The sequence below is a fragment of the Yersinia sp. IP36721 genome (assembly GCF_003634395.1).
GTDB classification, from domain to species: Bacteria; Pseudomonadota; Gammaproteobacteria; order Enterobacterales; family Enterobacteriaceae; genus Yersinia; species Yersinia entomophaga.
In genome coordinates, this window is sequence record NZ_QCZL01000024.1 from 22,832 (window position 1) to 44,791 (window position 21,960).

The following is a 21,960-nucleotide window of genomic DNA, read 5'->3' on the forward strand; positions in this document are numbered from 1 at the left end:
ATGCAAAAATAGAGCGCCATATACCCTAACATACTGAGAGTCTGAGGCAACCCTCAATATTCCGATAATTTATTTGATGTTGTTAATCATGACTTTATATATGAAGTGGCTCATTTGATTTAGATGCGTTAATACTGGGGTTGTTTGAGATGATATCGCAGGTAAATATAAGATATTTTTTATGCCAATAATGAGTGTGAAATGTTTTCTATAGAGATGATAATATGGCAATGTTTTTATCGCTGATATAGACAGATATTTGACAGATATATCAGAGGATATTGTCTTTGATGATAAACATATATTAGTGCGATTAATCTATGGATAATTGGCGTGGCGGAAATTGCTCTCATCCCTTTTGTGCTCTGGGTATAAGCCCAACGAGAATTTTCTTGGCAAGGCTGATTTTGACGTGATTTTTAGCTAAACAGACGGATCTGATAGGCAATTTTTATACTCATAGCGAAAGGAAATTTATCGGGGCAGGGTAGCGATCTGTTATTACCCCTCGCTACCCTCCAGACAGGGATCTCCCTGTTAGTCAGAAAGACCTTCAGCCGCGTTAATTTTCCGGGATCAAAAATCCCAATCTTCATCCTCTGTCGTTACCGCTTTTCCGATGACATAAGAGGAACCGGAGCCAGAGAAGAAATCGTGATTTTCATCAGCATTTGGCGATAATGCAGACAAAATGGCCGGGCTAACTTTGGCCTCGCTGGCTGGAAATAGCGCTTCGTAGCCCAGATTCATTAGCGCTTTATTAGCGTTATAGTGCAGGAATTTCTTCACATCCTCGCTCCAGCCCACGCAATCGTACAAATCTTCGGTGTAGCGCACTTCGTTATCGTATAAATCCTGTAGCAGATCGAAAGCGAAGTTTTTAATTTCCTGACGGCGAGCGGCATCGACCTTTTCCAACCCTTTCTGGAATTTGTAGCCAATATAGTAGCCGTGTACCGCCTCATCCCGAATAATCAGGCGGATCAGATCGGCGGTATTGGTCAGTTTGGCTCGGCTGGAAAAATACATCGGCAAATAAAAACCAGAATAGAATAGGAACGATTCCAGAAATACGCTTGCAACCTTCTTCTTCAGCGGATCCTCGTGGCGGTAATGGCTTAGGATAATCTGCGCTTTTTTCTGCAACGGACCATTCTCTTCACTCCAGCGATAAGCATCATCCACATCAGACGTCATGCACAGAGTTGAAAATATCGAACTGTAAGAACGAGCATGTACCGCTTCCATAAAGCTGATATTGGAAAATACCGCTTCTTCATGTGGGGTGATTGCATCCTGTAGTAGTGCGGGCGCCCCAACGGTATTCTGAATAGTATCCAGCAGCGTCAGGCCGGTGAATACGCGAATGGCCAACTGTTGCTCTTGGAGCGTTAGAGTTGCCCAAGAGGGAATATCATTCGACAGCGGAATTTTTTCCGGCAGCCAGAAATTGGAGGTCAGACGATTCCAGACCTCCAGATCTTTATCATCTTCTATTTTGTTCCAGTTGATGGCTTTCACGCGGGATAAAGGTTGCGTAGCGATCATATTCTTGATTCCTTTTATAACGGCGGCCTACAGTGAGCAGGAGACGCAGCCTTCAACTTCTGTACCTTCCAACGCCATTTGGCGCAGGCGAATGTAATAGATGGTTTTAATACCTTTCTTCCAAGCATAGATCTGGGCTTTATTAATATCCCGCGTGGTGGCGGTATCACGGAAAAATAGCGTTAGCGATAACCCCTGATCCACATGCTGTGTTGCTTGCGCATAGGTATCAATAATTTTTTCCGGCCCGATTTGATAGGCATCCTGATAATAATCGAGGTTGTCATTGGTCATATAAGGCGCAGGGTAATACACCCGGCCAATCTTGCCTTCTTTGCGTATTTCAATCCGCGATACAATTGGGTGAATGCTAGACGTAGCGTGATTGATATAAGAAATAGAACCAGTCGGTGGTACAGCCTGTAAATTCTGGTTATACAGCCCGTGCTCCATAACTGAATGGCGCAAAGCTGCCCAATCATGCTGGGTTGGAATAGGAATCCCTGCACTTGCAAACAATGCCTGCACGCGTGAAGTTTTTGGCTGCCAGCTTTGCTCAATGTATTTGGTGAAATAGCGGCCGGAAGCATACTGTGAATCATCAAAACCTTTAAAACAGCTGCCGCGTTCAATGGCTAATTGATTCGAGGCGCGAATCGCGTGATAGGCAACGGTATAGAAATAGATATTGGTGAAATCCAGTGCTTCTTCAGAACCGTAATAAATCTGTTCGCGAGCTAGATAACCGTGCAGATTCATTTGCCCTAAACCAATAGCGTGAGATTCCTGATTCCCTTTATCAATAGAAGAAACCGAACGAATATGACTCATATCGGAAACCGCAGTTAGCCCGCGGATGGCCGTTTCGATGGTTTGCGCGAAATTCTGCGAATCCATGGTATGAGCAATATTCAGCGAACCGAGATTACAAGAAATATCTTTGCCAACATGTTTGTAACTCAGATCTTCGTTATATTCCGTTGGCTGATTAACCTGCAAGATTTCAGAGCATAGGTTGCTCATGTTGATCCGGCCTTTGATCGGATTCGCTTTATTTACCGTGTCTTCAAACATGATGTAGGGATAACCGGATTCAAACTGAATTTCAGCCAGAATCTGGAAAAATTCACGGGCGCGGATTTTGCTTTTGCGAATACGTTTGTTATCCACCATCTCACGGTATTTCTCACTGACGCTGATTTCTGACATAGGAACGCCATAAACCTGTTCAACGTCATAAGGCGAGAACAAATACATTTCCTCGTTCTGCTTCGCCAATTCAAAAGTAATATCGGGAATCACTACGCCGAGAGACAGCGTTTTAATCCGCACTTTCTCATCGGCGTTCTCACGTTTGGTATCCAGAAAACGCAAAATATCCGGGTGATGGGCATGTAGATAAACAGCGCCAGCGCCCTGACGCGCACCTAATTGATTGGCATAAGAGAAAGCATCTTCCAGCATTTTCATAATAGGAATAACGCCAGAAGACTGATTTTCAATTCGTTTAATTGGCGCGCCCACTTCACGAATGTTGCTCATCAGGAAAGCAACGCCGCCGCCTCGTTTGGATAACTGTAAAGCCGAGTTTACCGCCCGCCCAATGGACTCCATATTATCCTCGATGCGCAGCAGGAAGCAGGAAACCAGTTCGCCCCGTTGTTTCTTGCCACAGTTGAGGAAGGTTGGTGTAGCAGGTTGAAAACGACCAGAAATCATTTCCTCTACCAGATTTCTCGCCAGTTTTTGATCGCCGGCGGCTAGTGTGAGCGCCACTATACAAATACGATCTTCATAACGTTCCAGATAGCGCTGGCCATCGAAGGTTTTTAGCGTATAGCTGGTGTAATACTTAAAAGCACCGAGGAAAGTCGGGAAGCGGAATTTTTTAGCATAGGCTTGCTGGAATAAGCTTTTAATAAAGCTGAAGTCATACTGTTCCAGCACTTCTTTTTCGTAATAGCCTTCTTCTATCAGATAATCGATTTTTTCCTGCAGACTATGGAAAAACACCGTGTTCTGATTAACGTGTTGCAGAAAATATTGGCGCGCAGCCAGACGATCTTTATCGAATTGAATTTGCCCATCCGCATCGTAAAGATTGAGCATGGCGTTCAGCGAGTGATAATCCAGTTCGCTGGTTAATGGGGCTGTCATTGTGAGTTCTGTCGTTGCCAAAATTCGGTTACTCCCTTACGAACATTTGCCACATCTTCATCAGTACCCAACAACTCAAAGCGGTACAGATAAGGGACCTGGCATTTGTGGGAGATAATCTCGCCGGCCAGGCAATAGGCATCGCCAAAATTAGTGTTTCCCGCGGCGATAACGCCGCGGATCAACGCGCGGTTATGCGGATCATTGAGGAAACGGATAACTTGAATCGGTACTGCACCGATCGAACTGCCGCCGCCATAGCTGGGCACCAGCAAAATGTAAGGTTGCTCAACCTTTAATTTTTCCCGTGCTCCGGCAATCGGAATGCGTATGGCCGGAAGCCCCAGTTTCTCCACAAATCGGTGGGAGTTCTCCGATGAGCTGGAGAAATAAACCAGCGGATTCATCATCGTCACCTCTGTCAGACCGCAACGTTTTGACTCAGGGCACTGATTTTATCCGGTCGAAAACCCGACCAATGATTGTCACCCGCCACAATGACCGGCACTTGCTGATAACCGAGGGATTTAATATGGTTGAGCGCCTGGGAATCATTCGTAAGATCAATGACCTGATAGTTAATTCCATGACGATCTAAGGCGCGATAGGTTGCATTGCACTGGACACAATCGGGCTTACTGTAAATAATAATGCTCATGATTCGCATTTACCTTTTGTTTTGAGGTAAGGCGGATAAGTCAGAAATGCGAAGAACGCTCGCGGCCTGACTCCCTCTTTATCCCCCCTGACAGTATTGCCCTGAGCGACAAACAAATACTATATGTAGAGTTTTATTATTTCAACCGCACTATATGTAGTTGTTTTGATGTTTTTGGAATGATTAGACAGCGAAGCGCCGCCAGCCTTGGGCTAGCGGCAAACTGGCGGGAATAAAAAATATTTTTCCAGTAAATGGTTGGAAAAAGGCTGAAAAAAGACTACTGGCGCAAGCTAACGGCCAGGCGGTTAAAGGCATTCATGATGCTAATAGTAAAGGTCAGATCTGAAATTTCTGTATCGCTAAAATATTTTTTCAATAAATCAAAAGCGTTGTCCGGCGCACCGGTTGTCGCGATATGGGTAACGGATTCAGCCCAGGCCAGTGCAGCGCGCTCGGCATCGTTATATGCTCCGCTGACCTGCCATCCGGCTAACATATCGATTTTACTTTGGCTGACACCGCTGTCGCGTAGGGCTTTCCCGTGCATATTCAGGCAGTAGGCACAGCCGTTGATTTGTGAAACTCGCATGAAAATCAGTTCAATCAGGGATTTGTCGAGAGAACTATTTTCCAGCGTCATCAAGGCATTCACGAGTGCTTGATAGGTGGAAGAGGACAGCTGAGAGTAATTAAGACGTTGTTCGATCATGGAAAGTACCTTCTACAAGTGCAGTGACGTTGAGAGCGACTCTACCAACCCCATGACCTATACTATAGTGGCATAACTTGATTTTTTTTATGGGTCATGATGATGAGTATTCCCGTTCAATTGCAGGTTGATCGTCAGCAAAATGAACCTGTTTTTCGCCAGATTTATCTGCGATTTAAAGAAGCCATAACGCAACGAATACTCTTGCCAGACACCCGAGTTCCGTCGGTTCGCGCTCTGGCCAGCGATCTGGGCGTAGCCAGAGGAACGGTAGAAAATGCCTATGCTCAATTGATTGCAGAGGGCTATTTACAAAGCCGAGGGCAATCAGGGACTTATGTATCAGACCAACTGCCAAGGGTGACCGCTCCAATCCCCGCCGAGCCGTCAAAACCGCGGCCAGCCGCTAACATCAACCACGCTTTTGCTCTGGAAACAGAAAGTCCGCTACCTTTTCAACTGGGGCTACCAGCCCTTGATGCCTTTCCCTATGGGCTGTGGGCGCGAATTGTTAATCGACAGGCTCATGCCGCGACTCGCGCTTCATTGGGGCATCCGCCAGCTACCGGACTCTCAGTTTTACGCGAGGCAATTGCCAGTTATCTCCAGCTTTCCCGCGGATTCCATTGCTTACCGGAACAGGTTTTTATCTGCTCCGGTTATCAGTCTCTGCTGGATTTGGCGATATCGACGCTGTTGCTTCCCGGGGATGCGGTTTGGCTGGAAGATCCGGGCTATCCGGTTACTCAGCAGTTATGCAGAGAGGCAAAGCTGCGCCACGAGCCGATTCCGATTGATGCGGAAGGGATGAATCTGGGTGCAGCTATAGCCAAAGTGCCTGATGCCAGAGCTGCTATTGTCACCCCGGCACATCAAAGTCCAACGGGCGTTGCCCTGAGTCTACCGCGCCGCTTGGCGCTATTGGAGTGGGCTGCTGAGCAGCAGAGCTGGATTGTAGAGGATGATTATGACAGTGAATTTCGCTATCAAGGTCGGCCACTACCGTCGCTAAAAAGTCTGGATCGTCAGGGGCGGGTGCTATACGCCGGGACATTTAGCAAAGTAATGTTTCCGGCATTACGTATAGCCTATTTGGTGGTGCCTAAGGAATTAGTTGATAAGTTCACTCAGCGTTGTCGATTGCGCGCCTGTACCGTGCCGGTGCTGATTCAATCCAGCGTGGCTGAATTTATTCGTCAAGGGCATTTTTACCGACATTTGAAACGAATGCGGCATTTGTATCCTGAACGGCGGGCATGGTTAGTGGCGGCTTTGGAGAGCCAGCTAGGTGATATTTTGCAGGTCGAAGAGCAGGCTGGCGGGATTCAGCTATTGGCACGTTTGGATAAGAATTACAGCGATCGGCTGGTGGCTACGCTGGCGCATCAGCAGGGATTGGCGATACAGGCACTTTCTGATTGGCAAATAGCTATTTCTGGTAGCAATGGATTACTGTTGGGCTTTACCAATTTGCAGTCAGCAGATGACGCGAAAAGGCAAGTATCTCGTTTGGCATCGATTATTCGGCTTATGGAGAGAGAATGATGCCTAAGATCGGATAAAACAATTCGACCCACGTCCAAAAGGCAGTGGGCCGAAAAAAGAGCTATCTGCTAGCCTGCGACTAACGACGCGACAATAATACGCCGAGCACGACACCGACTGCGGCACCAATACCAACGCCCTGCCAGGGTTTGTCACGAACGTAGCTGTCGGCGTTGCCCACGACGTCTCGTGCATGTTGGGTCAGTGAGGTGGAACCGCTAAAGCGCGCTCTGGCATCTCTCAGCACGCCTTCTGCATTTTGACGAACTTTTTCCAGCTCTTCTTTGGTTTTATCACCGGAAGAGCGCAGGACATCATCGAGAGTATCTGCCAGCAGATTTACATCTTGATCGATATTTCGTTCAACTTTCTCTGATTTCTTGAACATTATGCTCTCCGTTTTACTTAGTAGACATTAAGCATAGTATAACTTTGGCTAATAAAAGCCGCTTACAGAAGAATCCTAAGAGCTATATCAACAGCCGGCGGCAATAAAATCCCCGCTGGCACTAATAGGAATGACTGAGCTGAACAGTACCAAACCAAACAGTATTAATATAAATCCGCCTATTACCGTGGCAATTCGTGACGCATGAATCAGTTTCCCCGCCAGTAACTGACCGTGGCTAGAGATAAATTTTTCGCGGGCATGATAAACCAGCGTTGCGACGATCATTATTGATAGTGATGTGCCCAGCGCCATGCTCATTGCGGCAATAACACCCCAGGTAAACATGCCTACTGCATTCGCAAAAACTAAAATCAGGATGGCACCGCTACAGGGGCGAATGCCAATTGAGGCGATGACCCAAAGGTAATTTTTCCAATCTCCATTCAGTTCTTCTGCTAGTGGCATATGCTTATGGCCGCAGCCGCAGTCGACTTGCTGATGGGAAGAGGAGGACGCTATAGGCAATTTACTGATGCCTATAGCGGGAAGAGGAATTATTTGGTGAATGGCGAGGCGCTTTTCTTTCTTATAAAGGCGGAATAGGCTAATGCCTGAAGCGCGTAGCATTAAGACTACGCCGAACAACATAATAAAGACCGCACTGCCTTTCTCGACAAAATAGCGGCTGAGGCTCAAATCTCCCATTGAGAGATTAAAAAAGACTGCCAGAATCAGCACGAACAAAATAGCAACAACGCCTTGCATCATACTACCGAGGAAAGTGATTAAGCGGCTGGTGTTGGCTTTTTCGCGATTGGTAGACAAATAGGTCGTAATAACAAACTTGCCATGCCCAGGCCCGACGGCGTGTAAAAAACCGTAGGTAAAGCTAAACAGAACCAGCATCAGCCCGGCTCCGTTCTGATTATTTTGTTGCTGAAGCAGATACATCACTAGATAACGATGCATATATATCTGTAGGTTAATGCAATATTGAACAAAATCAGACCAATGCCAGATAAGGGTGGCTAATAGAGCTGTCATTAGCAGAGCGGTCAGCATAGCGCCGGCGACTGAGGTTCGCGTAAGTTTAATGTTCGCAATCATGATGGGGTGATCCCTGCTATTGATATCAACAGGTGGTAAATCCTGTTTTTCCCTTGCTCCGCCGCATTTTACCCAGAGGATACAGTGAGACGAGCTGCACTGAATTATTATTACTACATATAAGTTATGGCGGATAAATATTGTCGACGAATTTTGCTTTTGTAAAAGAATATATCGTCTGTTAGATGCTCGATGAAGCGTGAAAATCAGCATTAGTGCCAGGTTGTACATTTGGTTACTTAACGAAACCAATGACTCACGGAAAGGAAAAATAGCTTCCTCTATGATTCTTTCAACGGCCCGACAGGGCTTAGCGAAACAAACTCTGAGGAATTACAAATGAAAAAAGTATTAGCGCTGATCGTTGCTGCAACTATGGGTATGTCTTCTGTTGCTTTCGCTGCTGAAACAGCTGCTGCACCAGCGCCTGTTGCTACTGGTACCACCGCTGCGGCTCCTGCGGCAGAGAAAGCGGCTCCGGCCAAGGCAACCAGCCACAAAAAACATCAAGCGACCAAGAAAACCACTGAACAAAAAGCACAGGCCGCTAAAAAACATGAGAAAAAAGCACCGGCTCAGAAAGCACAGGCCGCTAAAAAACACGAGAAAAAAGCACCGGCTCAGAAAGCGCAGGCTGCTAAAAAACACGTAAAAAAAGCTCCGGCTCAGAAAGCACAAGCCGCGAAAAAACACCACAAATCAGCTAAGAAAGCCGCCGTTGCTCCAGCAGCAACTCCAGCAGCATAAGCACTTCTGATTACAGTTGTCTCCAGGTTTGCCAAACCTCAACACCCGGTTCTTCCGGGTGTTTTTCGTTTCTATCCGCTGGGAATGATTCAAATACCGAATAGGTTACCTGCTTTCCTTTGAGATCGTTACCGTCCGAATTTTCATCTCCCGCGGATATTATCCCGCCAAAGTCTCGTGTAAATGCCGCCACAGCAGTTTGCCGTCCGTTGTTTTATCGAAAATCGCCGTTGATAAACGACGATGTATCGGTTGATGAGGCATTTTTTGCTGTTCCAGATAACTGACCACTGCGCCTTGCGAGTTTTCCTGAATCAGTGTCATTTCGGAAAGACGAATAGTTAACCCCGGCTTAGCCGCAGACTGTGCCCGAAAAAAGTGGCATAGAGCGGAATAATCCAACGAGTGACCGGTCAGGGTGATCATGGTGTACTGGGGTGAAAAGTCCCCGAGTAAATGCTCACAAACCTCCGGGCAAGTATCGCTACCGCTAAACCACTGTTCGATAAGCTGGTGGGTGCTGCTGATGAGACCAAAATAGGGGTTGGCGTTATTCATATTGATTCCTGATTGATGAAGGCTTAACGATTGCGTAAATCACGTAAAATAGACGTATTAGTCATACGGCTGGATAGCCATAGGGGTAATAAAGCCGATGTTGCCGCGAGTAAAAAACACCAGTGAAAAGCCTGCGTTGCTGGCTGGCGTAGCGCGGGGTTATCCAGTGCGCCAACGCCTTTTAGCGCCAACATTAAATTGAGTAGCAGGCTAAGTAAGGCAACGCCAAAGCCGAAGCCCATTTGTCGATTGATGTTCCAAAGTGCGCTGGCATCGGCCAAATGACGTGTTTCTGTATGCAAAAAAGCGGTGCTTTGTGCGGTACAGCTGCACAAGCTGCCGCCAAACCCCATACAGGCAAAGGCGATGAACATCGATGGCAGTTGTTCCGCCTGAACGATGTTGGTTAGTAGTAACATACCAATCCCTTGTGTCAGACAACCGCAGATAAACAGTGGTCTTGGCCCGATTCGGTTAAAGATTTTTCCCGTTAAAGTAATGGCAATAAAAGCCGCAATGGACCAGGGAATCATCAGTAATCCAACCTGTGAGGCACTCATCCCCAATATATTTTGTAGGTACAGCATGGTAATCATGCTAACGCCGATGAAAATACCGGGAATAAACAGATAAACCAGCATTGAGATACGCATCAGCGGCTCTTTAATCAAACTCAAATTAAGAATTGGCTGAGAATGAGCCACACTGTGACGAATAAACCCCCTCAACATGATAAGGCCTAAAACCACTAATAGAGCGCCAGAAATTCCGTGTTCTGGTTCACTCAAACGGCTTAATCCCAGTAGTAATAGAATTAATACCGCCGAACCTGAACATAAACCTGCGATATCCAACGGCGATTGTTCGGTTTTCCTTTCCTCTGGTTTTAACCAGATAATGGAGAGAGTGAGTGCTAACAGCGCAAGGGGCAGATTAAGATAAAATATCCAACGCCAGCCTAAGGCATCGACAATCAAGCCGCCAACCGCCGGTGATAGCGCCGGAGCTAACAGGCCAACCAACATAATGACGGAAGAGAGACCGGCTCGTTCATCGGGACGATAATATTGATAAGTTAACGTCTGACCTATCGGAATTAATAAGCCTCCGCCAAATCCTTGTAATACTCGCCATACGATCAATAACTCGATAGAACCTGCGGTTCCGGCTGCGGCGGTAGCAAGTAAAAATAACAGTAAAGAAAGTAGGAAGGTACGCCGTGCACCTACCGTTTTGGTCAGCCAGGCGCTCAAGGGAATAACCAGAGTCAGCCCCAGAATATAGCCCGTGCTTACCCAGGCTAATTGACTGATACTGGCGTGCAAACTGCGGGCGATATCCGGATAAGCCACATTGGCGATAAACATGTTAATCAGATCAACAAAAAATCCGAGTAAATAGACGATTGCAACTTTAGTACGGTATGCCATTGGAGCCTCCGATTGAAGGCGGGGAGTGTATCTCCGAGGCTATGGCTGATAAATCCGCACAATGCGATTACACTGGTAAAAATTTTTTGACAATCTGGGCGGCAATGCATGGTCAGTTTGCATCGATTGGGTACTTTTGTTGCGGTAGTGAATGCGGGGTCATTCACTGCGGCGGCAGATATTTTAGGGCAGACGCGTGCGGTGGTGAGCTTCAATATCAAGCAATTAGAAGCTGAGCTTGGCGTTGCTTTACTGATTCGGACGACGCGTCGCCTGGCGGTGACGGAGGTAGGCGAACGTTTTTATCAGCATTGCCAGCGTTTGTTACAAGATGCTGAATTTGCAGTAGAAGATGCCCGACGCGGCCACGGTACTCTCAGCGGAACTTTACGTATTACTACTACGCCGGAATACGGTATTCGTACTTTGGTTCCTATTATGGCGGCCTTTATGCGCCAGCATCCGCATTTGACCATCCAGCATGCTTGTTCTTCGCAGCATGCCAATCTGATCTCTGAACGTTTTGATGTGGCTATTCGCCTTGGACAACTGGTTGATTCCAGCTATCGAGCCGCATTGATCGAAACATTCCCTATATTACCTGTGGCTTCACCGATGTATTTACGTAGTCACAAAATAAGTTGTTTAGAGGATTTGCGGCAGGCGCAGTGGGTTGCCCATAGCCGTCTTGCCACGCCGTTGACGTGGCAGGTACAAGGGCCGGATAACGGCTGGCAACTGTTGGATGTTACCGAGCAGCCTAAAGTTTTGGCCGATACCTCGGCTTCACTACAGGTATTTGCCCGAAAAGGTGCGGGCATCGCGTTGTTACCGGAATGGCTGGTGGCGGAGGATTTAGTCAGCGGGCTGTTGCAGCAGGTATTGCCTCAGTATCGTTTTCCGGAGCAGGGGGTTTATGCCCTGTATCCTAATACTCAGCATGTATCGGAAAAAGTCAGGGCATTTATCGATTTTCTTCGCCTTAGCGTGAAAATGAAGTCAGCTTAAAAGCCAAAAGTTTTACCAAGCATGAAACGTAGATCGCCACACAGTCATTGCCTTTGGCGCAGCAAAACCACTCTCCATGTAGACTATTCTGAAATAACCTGTTTGAGACAATAAATAGGTTATTTCCCTTATTTATTGCGGTAAGGTCGCTCCAATTGCTGTCGGAAGGAGGGATAATAAATGTATTTAAGACCAGATGAAGTGGCGAAAGTCCTGGAAAACTCTGGGTTTGAGCGAGATTATGTGGTCGAACAGGCCTATGGCTATCGAAAGGGCATTCACTATGTGTATGTTAATCGGGAAGCGCGCATGGGGAGAACTGCACTGGTTATCCATCCTGCGCTGAAAGATAGAAGTCTGCTGTTTGCCACGCCTACCGCTCCCATTCGTATCAGTGATAAGTACCATGAGTTTCCGCTCTATCTGGCGGGAGAGGCCGAAGAGCGTTATGGTATTTCTCACGGTTTCAGTTCGCGGGAATTACTGCAACGCTACCTGCATAGCATGTTCCAATAGCTTTATACTTCAATGACTTTTTTGCCCTAATCGGCAGAAATAGCCTCAAGCAAAAATCTGGCGCGCCGTATCCATCCAATCAATGCAATACGGCGTCTGATTCCTGGTTGAAATTCATATTGTAGGTGCGCCTGAATTGAGCCAGTTCGAAGGCGTCTATATCCAATTCAGCAAAATAGAACAAAGCGGCTTCTGTATGCTCTGAAGTTAGCGTTGGCGGAATATGCGCCCGCAGCAACGTATTGCGCCATTGCGCCACGTTTTCATCGGAAGCGTCTTTGATAAAAGTTTGATAAATAAAAATAAGATAGGCAGCTTTTCGCACATCCTCAGCATAACCATTGCTGATGGATCGGATAAACATTTGCGTTTGACGGTTTCCCATTTCTTGCAGCATCGATTCGATATAAATCGGTTTTATCTTCAACAAAGTAGCTAAAGTATCTACGGTTTTTCGTGTATCAGACGTTAAGACTCGGTAACCCACAATAAAAACTACAATGAGTACAGCAATGATTATCCATGTCATTATTATATCTTTCATCAACTTAGAATAATTAATCGAGTAGCATTCTCGTCGCAAATCTGACCTTTTGGCAAAGCTTAGCGATGTTCGCCGCCAAAATTTCCTTGAGATTGCTGCACAGAGTTCAAATGACGGTTAAAAGAAGCGGCGTCTTTGGCTAATGCATCGAGATGTGCGCCTAACATTTTGATTTGCTTTACTAGCTGATGTTGTTCCGGCAACGAATTAGCCTGGCTCAACTTTTTCCGCAGTAAATCATTTTGTGTTTTTAGGATTGCTTCACGGGCTTTTGACTGTTCCAAGGCGTGTTGCAACGCTTCATAGCTTTCCTGCCATACCTGATGCTGTTTCTCGAACGTTGACTGCAACTCATTCATTGCACTAAGAAACTTCACTTCCAGCTCGCGCATTGTCATTGTTTCTCCCTTGGCATATCCCGATTATCATTGGCAGTATAACTAAATCTCCCCTTAACCTCATCCGCTAGAATTTATCTCACCTTGCACTTAGCTGAATGGGTTACTCGAAACCAGCGAGTATAGATATTTATCATAAATCGGTGCTTTGGATGTGGTTTACTTTTTACCCATGGGTTATGCCTTTGGGAAATAAGTCTTGCTATAAAAAGGCTGCCGTGCGTTAATAAGCGCATCGGTTTGTAACACAGACCTATTTATGTAAGCCATTTAAGTAAAGCAGTTCCTAGTTAAAGCGATATTTTTAGACATCACTTCTCCGACGAATTTCCTTCTTTAGTGCCCCCATAAGTAATTACTGATAAGCAGACCTCTTTGCCATATGTTGGCTCAAAAAATAATGAAGGAAATACCCCTATGTCTACTAAAATGACTGGTTTAGTTAAATGGTTTGATGCTGGTAAAGGTTTTGGTTTTATTTCTCCTGCTGACGGCAGCAAAGATGTATTCGTACATTTTTCTGCAATCCAGAGCAGCGATTATAAAACTTTGGACGAAGGCCAGAACGTTGAGTTCAGCATCGAACAAGGCCAAAAAGGCCCTTCAGCGGTTAACGTTGTTGCGCTGTAAGTAAACCCAGCTTAGGCTGCGTTTATAGTTGGGAAATTGCGATAGCGATGATGGCCATGCCGGAGCAGACAATTTAGTTCTCGATGAGAATACCAACACCTTGAGACCTCGCTACGGCGGGGTTTTTTGTTTTATGGATATTAGTGATTACGTGTTACCCCGCCATATTTATCCTTTTCTGAATTCTTAGTGAAAAAACTCGATCTATATTGTGATTAGGATAAATGCATACTCAGTTATCTTTTTTATATTCAGACATTAGCCACGTTCGAAAAAGTAGAATATATTCGAAAGCGATTGTTTAATCGCCAGCGGGCTGCTTGGTATAAGTACAGTCTACGCACCTGCGGGTGCACGATTTTTACGTTATGGATATATCAACATTTTCACTGTGTAAGGGAGTAGGGCGTGAACTGGAATGAAATAGCAATATCAGCGGTAATAGGCGCTGTATTGGCAGGCGTGGCTTCGCTGTTAAAGAAAAATGGAAAGATAGGTAAGTTTTCTGGAGTTATGTTGGTTATCATCCCTATTATAATTGGTAATTTTGTTTATTATAAGTATATTAACCAGAATATCGATCGTGCTGAAGTGGAATATTCTCTAGGGAAATTTGCTGTTTACCAAACAATAAAGCAGCAAGACCCTACGCTATATACTAATCTGGTTAACCGTCTGGTTGCCTTAAAATCTGGCGGTAGCTCAGAACAAGACATTATTGATGAAATTAAGCAATCGGTCGCCTTGCTGACGGTAAGTAAAATTCAAAGCGCTCCGGATAAGAATGTTGTTGAATATATGAACATTATTCTGGATGAGCTTCATTTTTATCAGGAAAATGACAAAACTCATCAGCTTTGCTACAAAGCGCTTTATCCACAGGTTGAAGGCGGCGTTAATACGGTAAAAGAATTACCCGCCACTTTAGTACAACGCGATCTGGAAGCGTTGAACAACCTGTTTACAGCATCAACCGGAAAGCCAATAAAACCAGAGAATGAGCAATATAAAAGCCAGCTGGAAGCCATTGTGCAGAAATTGCATTAGAAATATGGTGATGATTTACTGATGCTGAGTAATCCGACCGCTGCCAATGTGGACCGTAAAAAGGTCTGCGATATGGCTGTTGAGCTATACGGCAATGTATTGCGATTGCCACAAAAAGAAGCTGGAACTATCATCAGAACGATGCTGGCAGGCGAATAGAACCGAGACAGTGAAACAGCCAATTGCTTTACAGACAGGTAACAAGCCATTGGCTGGGAATATCATTTTACGGGGTAGTTGACGAAAATTAATCGTGATATTTTTTAATTAAATAATTACGGTTAATCATAAAGTTAGAATGTTAATTATCACGTTATCTGATAAAGACTCCCCATACTGATTGAGATACAGATAATCTTAATCAGTATGGGGCTATATACCTCAATTTTTGATGTGAAACATACCTAATATCCATTTGATAATTTCTAATATTGATTTGTGAATTGTGAGATTATTCTGAATGCAAATCAATCATTTCAAGACAGATGTCTAATGTATTGCTTCTTGCCTAATGGCTAATAAAAGACATAAAACTATACCTTAATCCAAATTTATCGGTTTTACTGCTGATTAATTATTGAACTTATATCCGCTGAGTTAGTGTCACTATTTTTTAATAATTAAAATAATCACAATAAGACGTAACATTAATGTTATATTAATCTGGAAAAGTTGAAGTTTGACTGATTCCGTACTAATGCTGTGTATATTTTTTGTTATCTAAAATCATAGTGAGCAAAAATAGTTATTCATTTTGTCATTAGTGGAATTTAGCTTCACCACCAGGTCACAGACTTAAATTTTCACCTGCATAGATTAAAAAACAAACAAATAGAGATGTAATTCAATGAGAAAACTACTCGTCATAATTTTCTGTTTGAACTTGTTTGCCGTAACCAAACAAGCCGCAGCAGAAGATGGAAAAACCGTAGATGTTGTATTAATCGGCGGCGGTATCATGAGTGCAACGCTAGGCACCTATATTCAAGAGCTTGAGCCAACATGGTCAATCGATATGTTCGAGCGTTTGGATAGCGTAGCCAGCGAAAGCTCAAATGGCTGGAATAACGCCGGTACTGGCCACTCTGCATTAGCTGAAATGAACTACACGCCAGAAAAAGACGATGGTTCTATTGAAACAGCGAAAGCTATTGAGATTAATGAAGCTTTCCAGATTTCTCGTCAGTTCTGGGCCTATCAGGTAAAAAATAACGTCCTGCACGATCCCCGTTCATTTATTAATAGCGTTCCGCATATGAGTTTTGTATGGGGTGACGATAACGTTAATTTCCTACGCAAACGCCACGCAGCCTTACAGCAAAGTACGTTATTCCACGGTATGGAATATTCTGAAGATGCTGAGCAAATTAAAAAATGGATACCTTTGGTAATGGAAGGGCGCGATCCTAAACAAAAGATCGCCGCTACCCGGATGCCAATTGGTACCGATGTAAACTTTGGTGAGATTACTCATCAGTTAGTTGATGCATTGTCGAAAAGCGATAATTTCTCCCTAAGTCTGGGTCATGAAGTTCGTGATATTAAACGTAATGCGGATAAGACCTGGAGTGTTACCGTTGCCGATCTAAAAAATGATGGCAAAGAACGTACGGTGAAGGCCAAATTCGTCTTTATTGGTGCCGGTGGCGCATCATTGCCATTACTGCAAAAGTCAGAAATTCCGGAAGCAGATAATTACGGTGGTTTCCCGGTGGGCGGCGAATTCCTGGTTACCGATAATCCGGAAATTGTGCAGCGTCATTTAGCCAAGGTATACGGCAAAGCGGCTGTTGGTTCGCCTCCAATGTCTGTCCCGCATTTAGATACCCGTATGCTGGATGGTAAACGCGTGCTGCTGTTTGGACCCTTTGCTACTTTCTCCAGTAAATTCCTGAAAAATGGTTCTCTGTGGGATTTATTCGGTACTATGACCTTCTCTAATATCATGCCGATGACCCATGTAGGCATAGATAATTTCGACCTGGTTAAATACTTAATCAGCCAGGTAATGCTAAGTGATGAAGATCGTTTTGAAGCGCTGAAAGAATATTTCCCGGAAGCGAAGCAAGAAGATTGGAAACTGTGGATTGCCGGTCAACGCGTACAAATCATCAAAAAAGATGAAGAGAAAGGCGGCGTTCTGCGTCTGGGTACTGAAGTGGTCACCTCTCAGGATGGGACTATTGCCGCATTGCTGGGCGCATCACCGGGGGCTTCAACCGCTGCGCCAATTATGTTGCACCTGCTTGAAACCACCTTCAAAGATAAAGTGGCTTCTGAAGCGTGGCAGGCTAAATTAAAGCAAATTATTCCATCTTATGGCCAGAAATTGAATGGCAACGTGGAAATGACCAATGAAATTCTGGGCTATACCAGCACCGTATTGCAGTTGGATAATTTAGCGCCGCAGCCAGTGGTTGAAGCTGAAGTTAAAACCGAAATGAAACTGGAACCCGTGGCCGAAGCTGTCCACTGATTGGTTTTAAACGTACCAATGATGCTAGCCGGAGAGCGATCGTTTCTCCGGCTTTTTTATATCAAAAATAGGCTGATTCTTTTCCTTTTCATGCTGATTGAGGCGAGTTTCCCTCAGATATTCTGCGGATTAAATTTACCCAAGGCTACACAAAGCATAAACTGCGGTAAGAAAAAAATTGCATTGTTACGCGGTAAAATAAAATAATACTCACCGGTCATCTATCAATAGAAAGGAATCTTATGTCTGGTATTTTATTTAAAACTCTCTCGGTATTGTCCTTGAGTTTTCTCCCGCTGCAATCATTTGCGGATATTGCGGTAATCAAAAAAAACAATATCAAACCGGGCAATATAGAATATGCCAAGGTGCTGTACTCCGGCGATGTGACGGAAAATAAGACCGTAGAATTCATCTCTGTTCTCGATGAAATCAATGCTAATTACCCAAAACTGAAAAAAATCTATGTCTACATCAATAGTTATGGTGGTGATATGGACAGTGGCTATATGGCTTATGAGGCGATTAAAAGCTCACCGGTTCCGGTTACTACGGTGAATTTATCTATGGTCGGTTCCTCTGCAACCTTATTTTACTGCGCTGGTGCGGAACGTCTATCAATGAAAGGAGCTTCTTTCCTGCTGCACCCTGCCGCCGTGGCTAATGAAAACAGCAACTTCCTCAAGCCTGACGCACTAAAAAATATGCAAGAGGCGGTGAGTATATATAACAATATGTTCGATACGGTTTATAAAGAATGTACCACTTACACCGATGCTGAGCGGAAAAATATTCTTTATAGTGAAAATGGTCGCGCTTTGATCAATTCGGGCACCGCGATAGATAAAAAGATAGCTAACGGGCTTGCCAACGGATTTTCTGATGTTCAGATATCTTATTACATTACTGAAAAACCCAATCAGTAATAGTGCTTAAGGCTTCAATGATAAAAGAGAGCGCTATAGCTCTCTTTTATTTCCCTGCCGGGGTAGATTTGTCGCGAGAGTATTAGGGAAACGACCTCGATTTCAGCGTTGTATTATTTGGCTAATTCTCGTTGATAGCGTGGTACAGCATTCCCGACGCAATTTATAAACATAAAACCCGCCGATATCTGCACCAATGATATCCTCTAAGTATTGACTACTATATTCCAGCGCAGCCCCTGAACTCAGGCATAAATATCTTTCTCACTGCCAGTACTGGGGCGTTCCCCTGCCGAAGACCGTTTCTTAAATGCACTCTTAATGCATCCTCTTCGTTATAAAAAGAAGTGGCTACAGCCTGATAAGATAATAAGAGAACCAATCCCAATAATATATTTATTTTCTGAGATTTTCCCTCTGGAATATTATCCAAATATATAGGGTTTCTGCGTTCGGAATTTCTGGCCACTCCTTATTATCAGAGTGGCCTTTTGGCTTTAAAGGGCGTTTTTAACTAAAGAACCTGCGCCGATTTCTGCAATATTTCTCGCTCCGGTGAGCGTCATCGCTACGCGCATTTCTTTATCGAATAGCTCCAGCAAATTAGCGACACCGGCTTCACCGGCGGCAGCCAAAGCATAAACAAAAGCGCGGCCCAGCATCACGCTGTCAGCTCCCAGCGCAATCATTCGAACCACGTCCAGACCGCTGCGAATTCCCGAATCTGCGAATATTTTCAGATCGCCTTTTACCGCGTCAGCAATGGCTGGCAGAGCATGGGCGGTAGAAAGTACGCCGTCCAACTGGCGGCCACCATGGTTGGAAACCACGATACCATCGGCACCAAATCGAACCGCGTCTTTGGCATCCTCCGCATCGAGAATACCTTTAATAATCATAGGGCCTTGCCAGAATTCTCGAATCCACTCCAGATCTTTCCATGAAATTGAAGGATCGAAATTAGTCCCAATCCAGCCGATATAATCTTCCAGATTGGTCGGCGTACCGCGATAGGCCGATACGTTGCCCAAATCGTGCGGTTTGCCGCATATTCCGACGTCCCATGCCCATTGCGGATGAGTCATGGCCTGCAAAATACGGCGGGCTGCCGCATTTGGGCCGCTCATGCCGGAATGAGCATCGCGGTACCGCGAGCCAGGAACCGGCATATCTACGGTAAATACTAGCGTTTTCACTCCGGCAGCTTTGGCTCGTTCAAGCGCATTCCGCATAAAACCACGGTCTTTTAAGACGTAAAGCTGGAACCACATAGGCCGATCTATAGCCGGTGCCACTTCTTCTATCGGGCAAACCGAAACGGTGGATAGGGTAAATGGGATCCCTTTTTTAGCCGCCGCTCGTGCCGCCTGCACTTCGCCACGGCGTGCATACATGCCGGTTAAACCAACCGGTGCCAAAACAACCGGCATTGACAAAGTTTCATCGAATAATCTGGTTTCCAGACTCAGCTCGGACATGTTTTTTAACACGCGCTGCCGCAGTGCAATACCGGCTAAATCTTCGGTATTACGCCTTAACGTATGCTCCGCGTTGGCTCCACCGTCAATATAGTGGAACAGAAAAGGCGGAAGTTTAGCCTGTGCTGCGGCCCGGTAATCGGTTGAAGCGGAGATAATCATGATCTGTACCTTAGTTTGAAACGTTAACTTAATTTTTACTCTCAGGGAGCCAGAATCACTGCCATTCCTGCGGCTATCGCACCGTAAACCAGCATGGGCAGAAGCGTTTTTTTGATGATTTTCCCCTCGGCGTTACTGAGGCCTAAAATCGAACAAACGGCGATAATATTGTTCAGGCACACCATATTACCCATGGCTCCACCTACGGATTGTAGTGCCAGGGTTAGATTGACATTCAGCCCGCTGCTCAGCGCTATGGATTGCTGAATCCCGCCGAAAGTCAGGTTAGACACGGTGTTCGAACCGGAGAAAAACGAACCTAACGCCCCAAGGAATGAAGAGAACATGAGCCAACTCTCGCCGGTAATAGCTGCTAACTCTTTACCAATTAAAATGACGGGAGCGTTGTCACCGCCCAGCATCATCATATTGACCATTACCAGCGCACCGAACAGGGCAATAAACGGTTTGGATATCCGTGATGCGGTTTCGCTAAACATATGTTTAACCTGTGTGCCGCTCAGCCTAAATAGCGGAATACACAGCAGAACCACTAACAGGAAAGGTATCAGCGCCGGGACATACAGGGTTTTGTAACCCGCAGCTGCAGAGGTTCCCAGCACTTGTTGTAAGTTGATAATCAATGCCTTACTGATGCTTAGCTCACCTAGCCAGCCTAAGCTGCCTTGCCATAGCGTAGCCGTATTATTGAGTAACGCTTTTAGCCCTAGCTGATGAATGCGGGTGACAATCAAAATGGCAATGAGTAGCAAGGTCGGTGTCATGGCTTTGATCACCTGCAAGAAAGGAACTGCCGTTGCCGTATCTTTTCTATCCGTTCGGGTTAGCCCGATTCCCATACGTGCCAACAATACTGAAAGCGCTAGACCAATAGCTCCGCCTATCAATGCGGGGAATTCATAGTTAACTTGCGCTAGCAGTAGGTAGGGAAGAGTGCAGCTCAATACGCTGAGATAGATGAAAATCAGGTTGCCGCGAATTTGCTGCCAAGAAACGATAAAACGTAATGCCAGCAATGGGATGACAAAAGCGGCGACAAAATGAATCAGTGCGGTTTGACGGCCGATTTCCAGCAGGCTTTCATCGGAAAGACCGAGGTTAGCGAAGCCGAACCAGGTAGGCGTGCCGACGGCACCGAATGATACCGGCACCGAGTTCATAATCAGCGTCAATAAGGCTACGCGTAGAGGGTTGAATCCCAGCCCAACCAGTATTGGTGCCGCGATGGCAGCCGGTGTGCCAAATCCGCTGGCACCTTCAATCATGAATGCAAATGCCCAGCCGATAATCATCAGCTGAGCAACTGGGTTAGGGCTGATATTTTCCAGCCAGTTACGTACCACGTTTTCTGCGCCGCTAACCTGCATCAGCTTATTCAACAAAATTGCGCCAGCAATAATGGTGATAGGGGTAAATACGGAAACTAGCGCGGTAATAATATTGGCGTGCAGCAACAGCGGCGCGCTGTTGAACCAGAATAATTGCACGCAATAAACCACGACGGCGGTCAGTGGCAGAGCGATATAGGATGGGATTCCGTTACGCCTGGTCATCATCCAAATCAACAGAACGATTGGAGAAATACTAAAAAAAAGGGACATATCATCCTCAGGGTTATTATTTTTTTAGATGGATAGAGATGTAGCCAAAAGGTTAATTAGCTAAACATTATTATTCTAATCGCAACCTTTGCAGATGTACTACGCTGCATTTTCGCAACAATTAATTAGTGTGAAATTTAGGCATAATTCAACAATCCATTCAGGAAATTTATTTTCAAATAACTTTTAATAATCAGATTGTTAGATTGTTTGTTTTGTGTGAGGAATGTGTTGGTTCACATTAATTAGGCAGGATTAGGCCATAGACTATATCCAAAAATGGCCTAATCATCGGGGGGA

General features: G+C 45.3%; 22 protein-coding genes. 9 read left to right on the forward strand and 13 right to left on the reverse strand.

Going from position 1 to position 21,960, the window contains the following annotated elements:
- Window positions 1–576: 576 nt before the first annotated feature.
- The 5 genes from nrdF to DBA33_RS16545 form a co-directional block, all read right to left on the reverse strand.
- Complete coding sequence (gene nrdF / locus DBA33_RS16525) at window positions 577–1,548, reverse strand: class 1b ribonucleoside-diphosphate reductase subunit beta (RefSeq protein WP_064516692.1); 972 nt, start codon at window positions 1,546–1,548, stop codon at window positions 577–579.
- 27 nt (window positions 1,549–1,575) lie between these two features.
- On the reverse strand, window positions 1,576–3,726 hold the full coding sequence (gene nrdE / locus DBA33_RS16530; protein WP_064516694.1) for a class 1b ribonucleoside-diphosphate reductase subunit alpha: 2,151 nt from the start codon (window positions 3,724–3,726) through the stop codon (window positions 1,576–1,578).
- Window positions 3,702–4,112: a class Ib ribonucleoside-diphosphate reductase assembly flavoprotein NrdI gene (nrdI, locus tag DBA33_RS16535; RefSeq protein ID WP_064516696.1), complete on the reverse strand. Its 411-nt coding sequence runs from the start codon at window positions 4,110–4,112 to the stop codon at window positions 3,702–3,704. The genes nrdE and nrdI overlap by 25 nt, the downstream gene beginning before the upstream one ends.
- Window positions 4,113–4,126: 14 nt before the next feature.
- Window positions 4,127–4,363 carry a glutaredoxin-like protein NrdH gene (nrdH, locus tag DBA33_RS16540; RefSeq protein WP_064516697.1) on the reverse strand — a complete coding sequence of 79 codons (237 nt, stop codon included), beginning with the start codon at window positions 4,361–4,363 and terminating at the stop codon, window positions 4,127–4,129.
- 280 nt (window positions 4,364–4,643) lie between these two features.
- Window positions 4,644–5,075: a carboxymuconolactone decarboxylase family protein gene (locus DBA33_RS16545; RefSeq protein WP_120806838.1), complete on the reverse strand. Its 432-nt coding sequence runs from the start codon at window positions 5,073–5,075 to the stop codon at window positions 4,644–4,646.
- A gap of 102 nt (window positions 5,076–5,177) precedes the next feature.
- Between DBA33_RS16545 and DBA33_RS16550 the strand changes: the two genes are divergently transcribed.
- Complete coding sequence (locus DBA33_RS16550) at window positions 5,178–6,620, forward strand: PLP-dependent aminotransferase family protein (RefSeq protein WP_240442716.1); 1,443 nt, start codon at window positions 5,178–5,180, stop codon at window positions 6,618–6,620.
- A gap of 79 nt (window positions 6,621–6,699) precedes the next feature.
- Here DBA33_RS16550 and DBA33_RS16555 read toward each other — a convergent pair whose 3' ends face one another.
- Both DBA33_RS16555 and DBA33_RS16560 read right to left on the reverse strand, forming a co-directional pair.
- On the reverse strand, window positions 6,700–7,008 hold the full coding sequence (locus tag DBA33_RS16555) for a YqjD family protein (RefSeq protein WP_064516703.1): 309 nt from the start codon (window positions 7,006–7,008) through the stop codon (window positions 6,700–6,702).
- A gap of 87 nt (window positions 7,009–7,095) precedes the next feature.
- Window positions 7,096–8,118 (reverse strand): nickel transporter, encoded by a 1,023-nt coding sequence (locus DBA33_RS16560; protein ID WP_064516705.1) that lies wholly within the window; start codon window positions 8,116–8,118, stop codon window positions 7,096–7,098.
- Window positions 8,119–8,457: 339 nt separating this feature from the next.
- On the opposite strand from DBA33_RS16560, the gene asr reads away from it, so the two are divergent.
- Window positions 8,458–8,865, forward strand: coding sequence for an acid resistance repetitive basic protein Asr (gene asr, locus DBA33_RS16565; RefSeq protein WP_064516708.1), 408 nt, complete (start codon window positions 8,458–8,460; stop codon window positions 8,863–8,865).
- A 159-nt stretch (window positions 8,866–9,024) separates the two neighbouring features.
- Here asr and DBA33_RS16570 read toward each other — a convergent pair whose 3' ends face one another.
- Window positions 9,025–9,423, reverse strand: coding sequence for a hypothetical protein (locus DBA33_RS16570; protein WP_064516710.1), 399 nt, complete (start codon window positions 9,421–9,423; stop codon window positions 9,025–9,027).
- Between the two features lie 23 nt (window positions 9,424–9,446).
- On the reverse strand, window positions 9,447–10,853 hold the full coding sequence (locus DBA33_RS16575) for a DHA2 family efflux MFS transporter permease subunit (RefSeq protein ID WP_064516712.1): 1,407 nt from the start codon (window positions 10,851–10,853) through the stop codon (window positions 9,447–9,449).
- Between the two features lie 108 nt (window positions 10,854–10,961).
- Here DBA33_RS16575 and DBA33_RS16580 point away from each other — a divergent pair, with 108 nt between their 5' ends.
- Window positions 10,962–11,861: a LysR family transcriptional regulator gene (locus tag DBA33_RS16580; RefSeq protein WP_064516714.1), complete on the forward strand. Its 900-nt coding sequence runs from the start codon at window positions 10,962–10,964 to the stop codon at window positions 11,859–11,861.
- Between the two features lie 180 nt (window positions 11,862–12,041).
- Entirely contained in the window at window positions 12,042–12,377 is a 336-nt protein-coding gene (locus tag DBA33_RS16585; protein ID WP_049601980.1) for a DUF2002 family protein, read from the forward strand.
- Window positions 12,378–12,456: 79 nt separating this feature from the next.
- Here DBA33_RS16585 and DBA33_RS16590 read toward each other — a convergent pair whose 3' ends face one another.
- Window positions 12,457–12,906 carry a DUF1198 domain-containing protein gene (locus DBA33_RS16590; protein ID WP_049601985.1) on the reverse strand — a complete coding sequence of 150 codons (450 nt, stop codon included), beginning with the start codon at window positions 12,904–12,906 and terminating at the stop codon, window positions 12,457–12,459.
- 74 nt (window positions 12,907–12,980) lie between these two features.
- Entirely contained in the window at window positions 12,981–13,319 is a 339-nt protein-coding gene (locus tag DBA33_RS16595; protein WP_162975229.1) for an MbeD/MobD family mobilization/exclusion protein, read from the reverse strand.
- Between the two features lie 417 nt (window positions 13,320–13,736).
- Here DBA33_RS16595 and DBA33_RS16600 point away from each other — a divergent pair, with 417 nt between their 5' ends.
- The 5 genes from DBA33_RS16600 to DBA33_RS16620 all read left to right on the forward strand — a co-directional run bounded on the left by DBA33_RS16600 (window position 13,737) and on the right by DBA33_RS16620 (window position 18,398).
- On the forward strand, window positions 13,737–13,949 hold the full coding sequence (locus DBA33_RS16600; protein ID WP_049601991.1) for a cold-shock protein: 213 nt from the start codon (window positions 13,737–13,739) through the stop codon (window positions 13,947–13,949).
- A gap of 408 nt (window positions 13,950–14,357) precedes the next feature.
- Window positions 14,358–14,996, forward strand: a complete 639-nt coding sequence (locus DBA33_RS16605; protein WP_240442717.1) for a DNA gyrase — start codon at window positions 14,358–14,360, stop codon at window positions 14,994–14,996.
- 21 nt (window positions 14,997–15,017) lie between these two features.
- Window positions 15,018–15,155, forward strand: a complete 138-nt coding sequence (locus tag DBA33_RS20995; RefSeq protein WP_240442718.1) for a hypothetical protein — start codon at window positions 15,018–15,020, stop codon at window positions 15,153–15,155.
- 688 nt (window positions 15,156–15,843) lie between these two features.
- The gene (gene mqo, locus DBA33_RS16610) at window positions 15,844–17,472 is read left to right on the forward strand and encodes a malate dehydrogenase (quinone) (RefSeq protein WP_064516719.1); all 1,629 of its coding nucleotides are present in this window, start codon (window positions 15,844–15,846) and stop codon (window positions 17,470–17,472) included.
- Between the two features lie 242 nt (window positions 17,473–17,714).
- Complete coding sequence (locus DBA33_RS16620; RefSeq protein WP_064516723.1) at window positions 17,715–18,398, forward strand: ATP-dependent Clp protease proteolytic subunit; 684 nt, start codon at window positions 17,715–17,717, stop codon at window positions 18,396–18,398.
- Between the two features lie 497 nt (window positions 18,399–18,895).
- On the opposite strand, the gene lldD is transcribed toward DBA33_RS16620, so the two are convergent.
- Window positions 18,896–20,038, reverse strand: coding sequence for an FMN-dependent L-lactate dehydrogenase LldD (gene lldD / locus DBA33_RS16625; protein WP_064516725.1), 1,143 nt, complete (start codon window positions 20,036–20,038; stop codon window positions 18,896–18,898).
- Window positions 20,039–20,079: 41 nt separating this feature from the next.
- Window positions 20,080–21,660 carry an L-lactate permease gene (locus DBA33_RS16630; RefSeq protein ID WP_064516727.1) on the reverse strand — a complete coding sequence of 527 codons (1,581 nt, stop codon included), beginning with the start codon at window positions 21,658–21,660 and terminating at the stop codon, window positions 20,080–20,082.
- Between the last annotated feature and the right edge of the window lie 300 nt (window positions 21,661–21,960).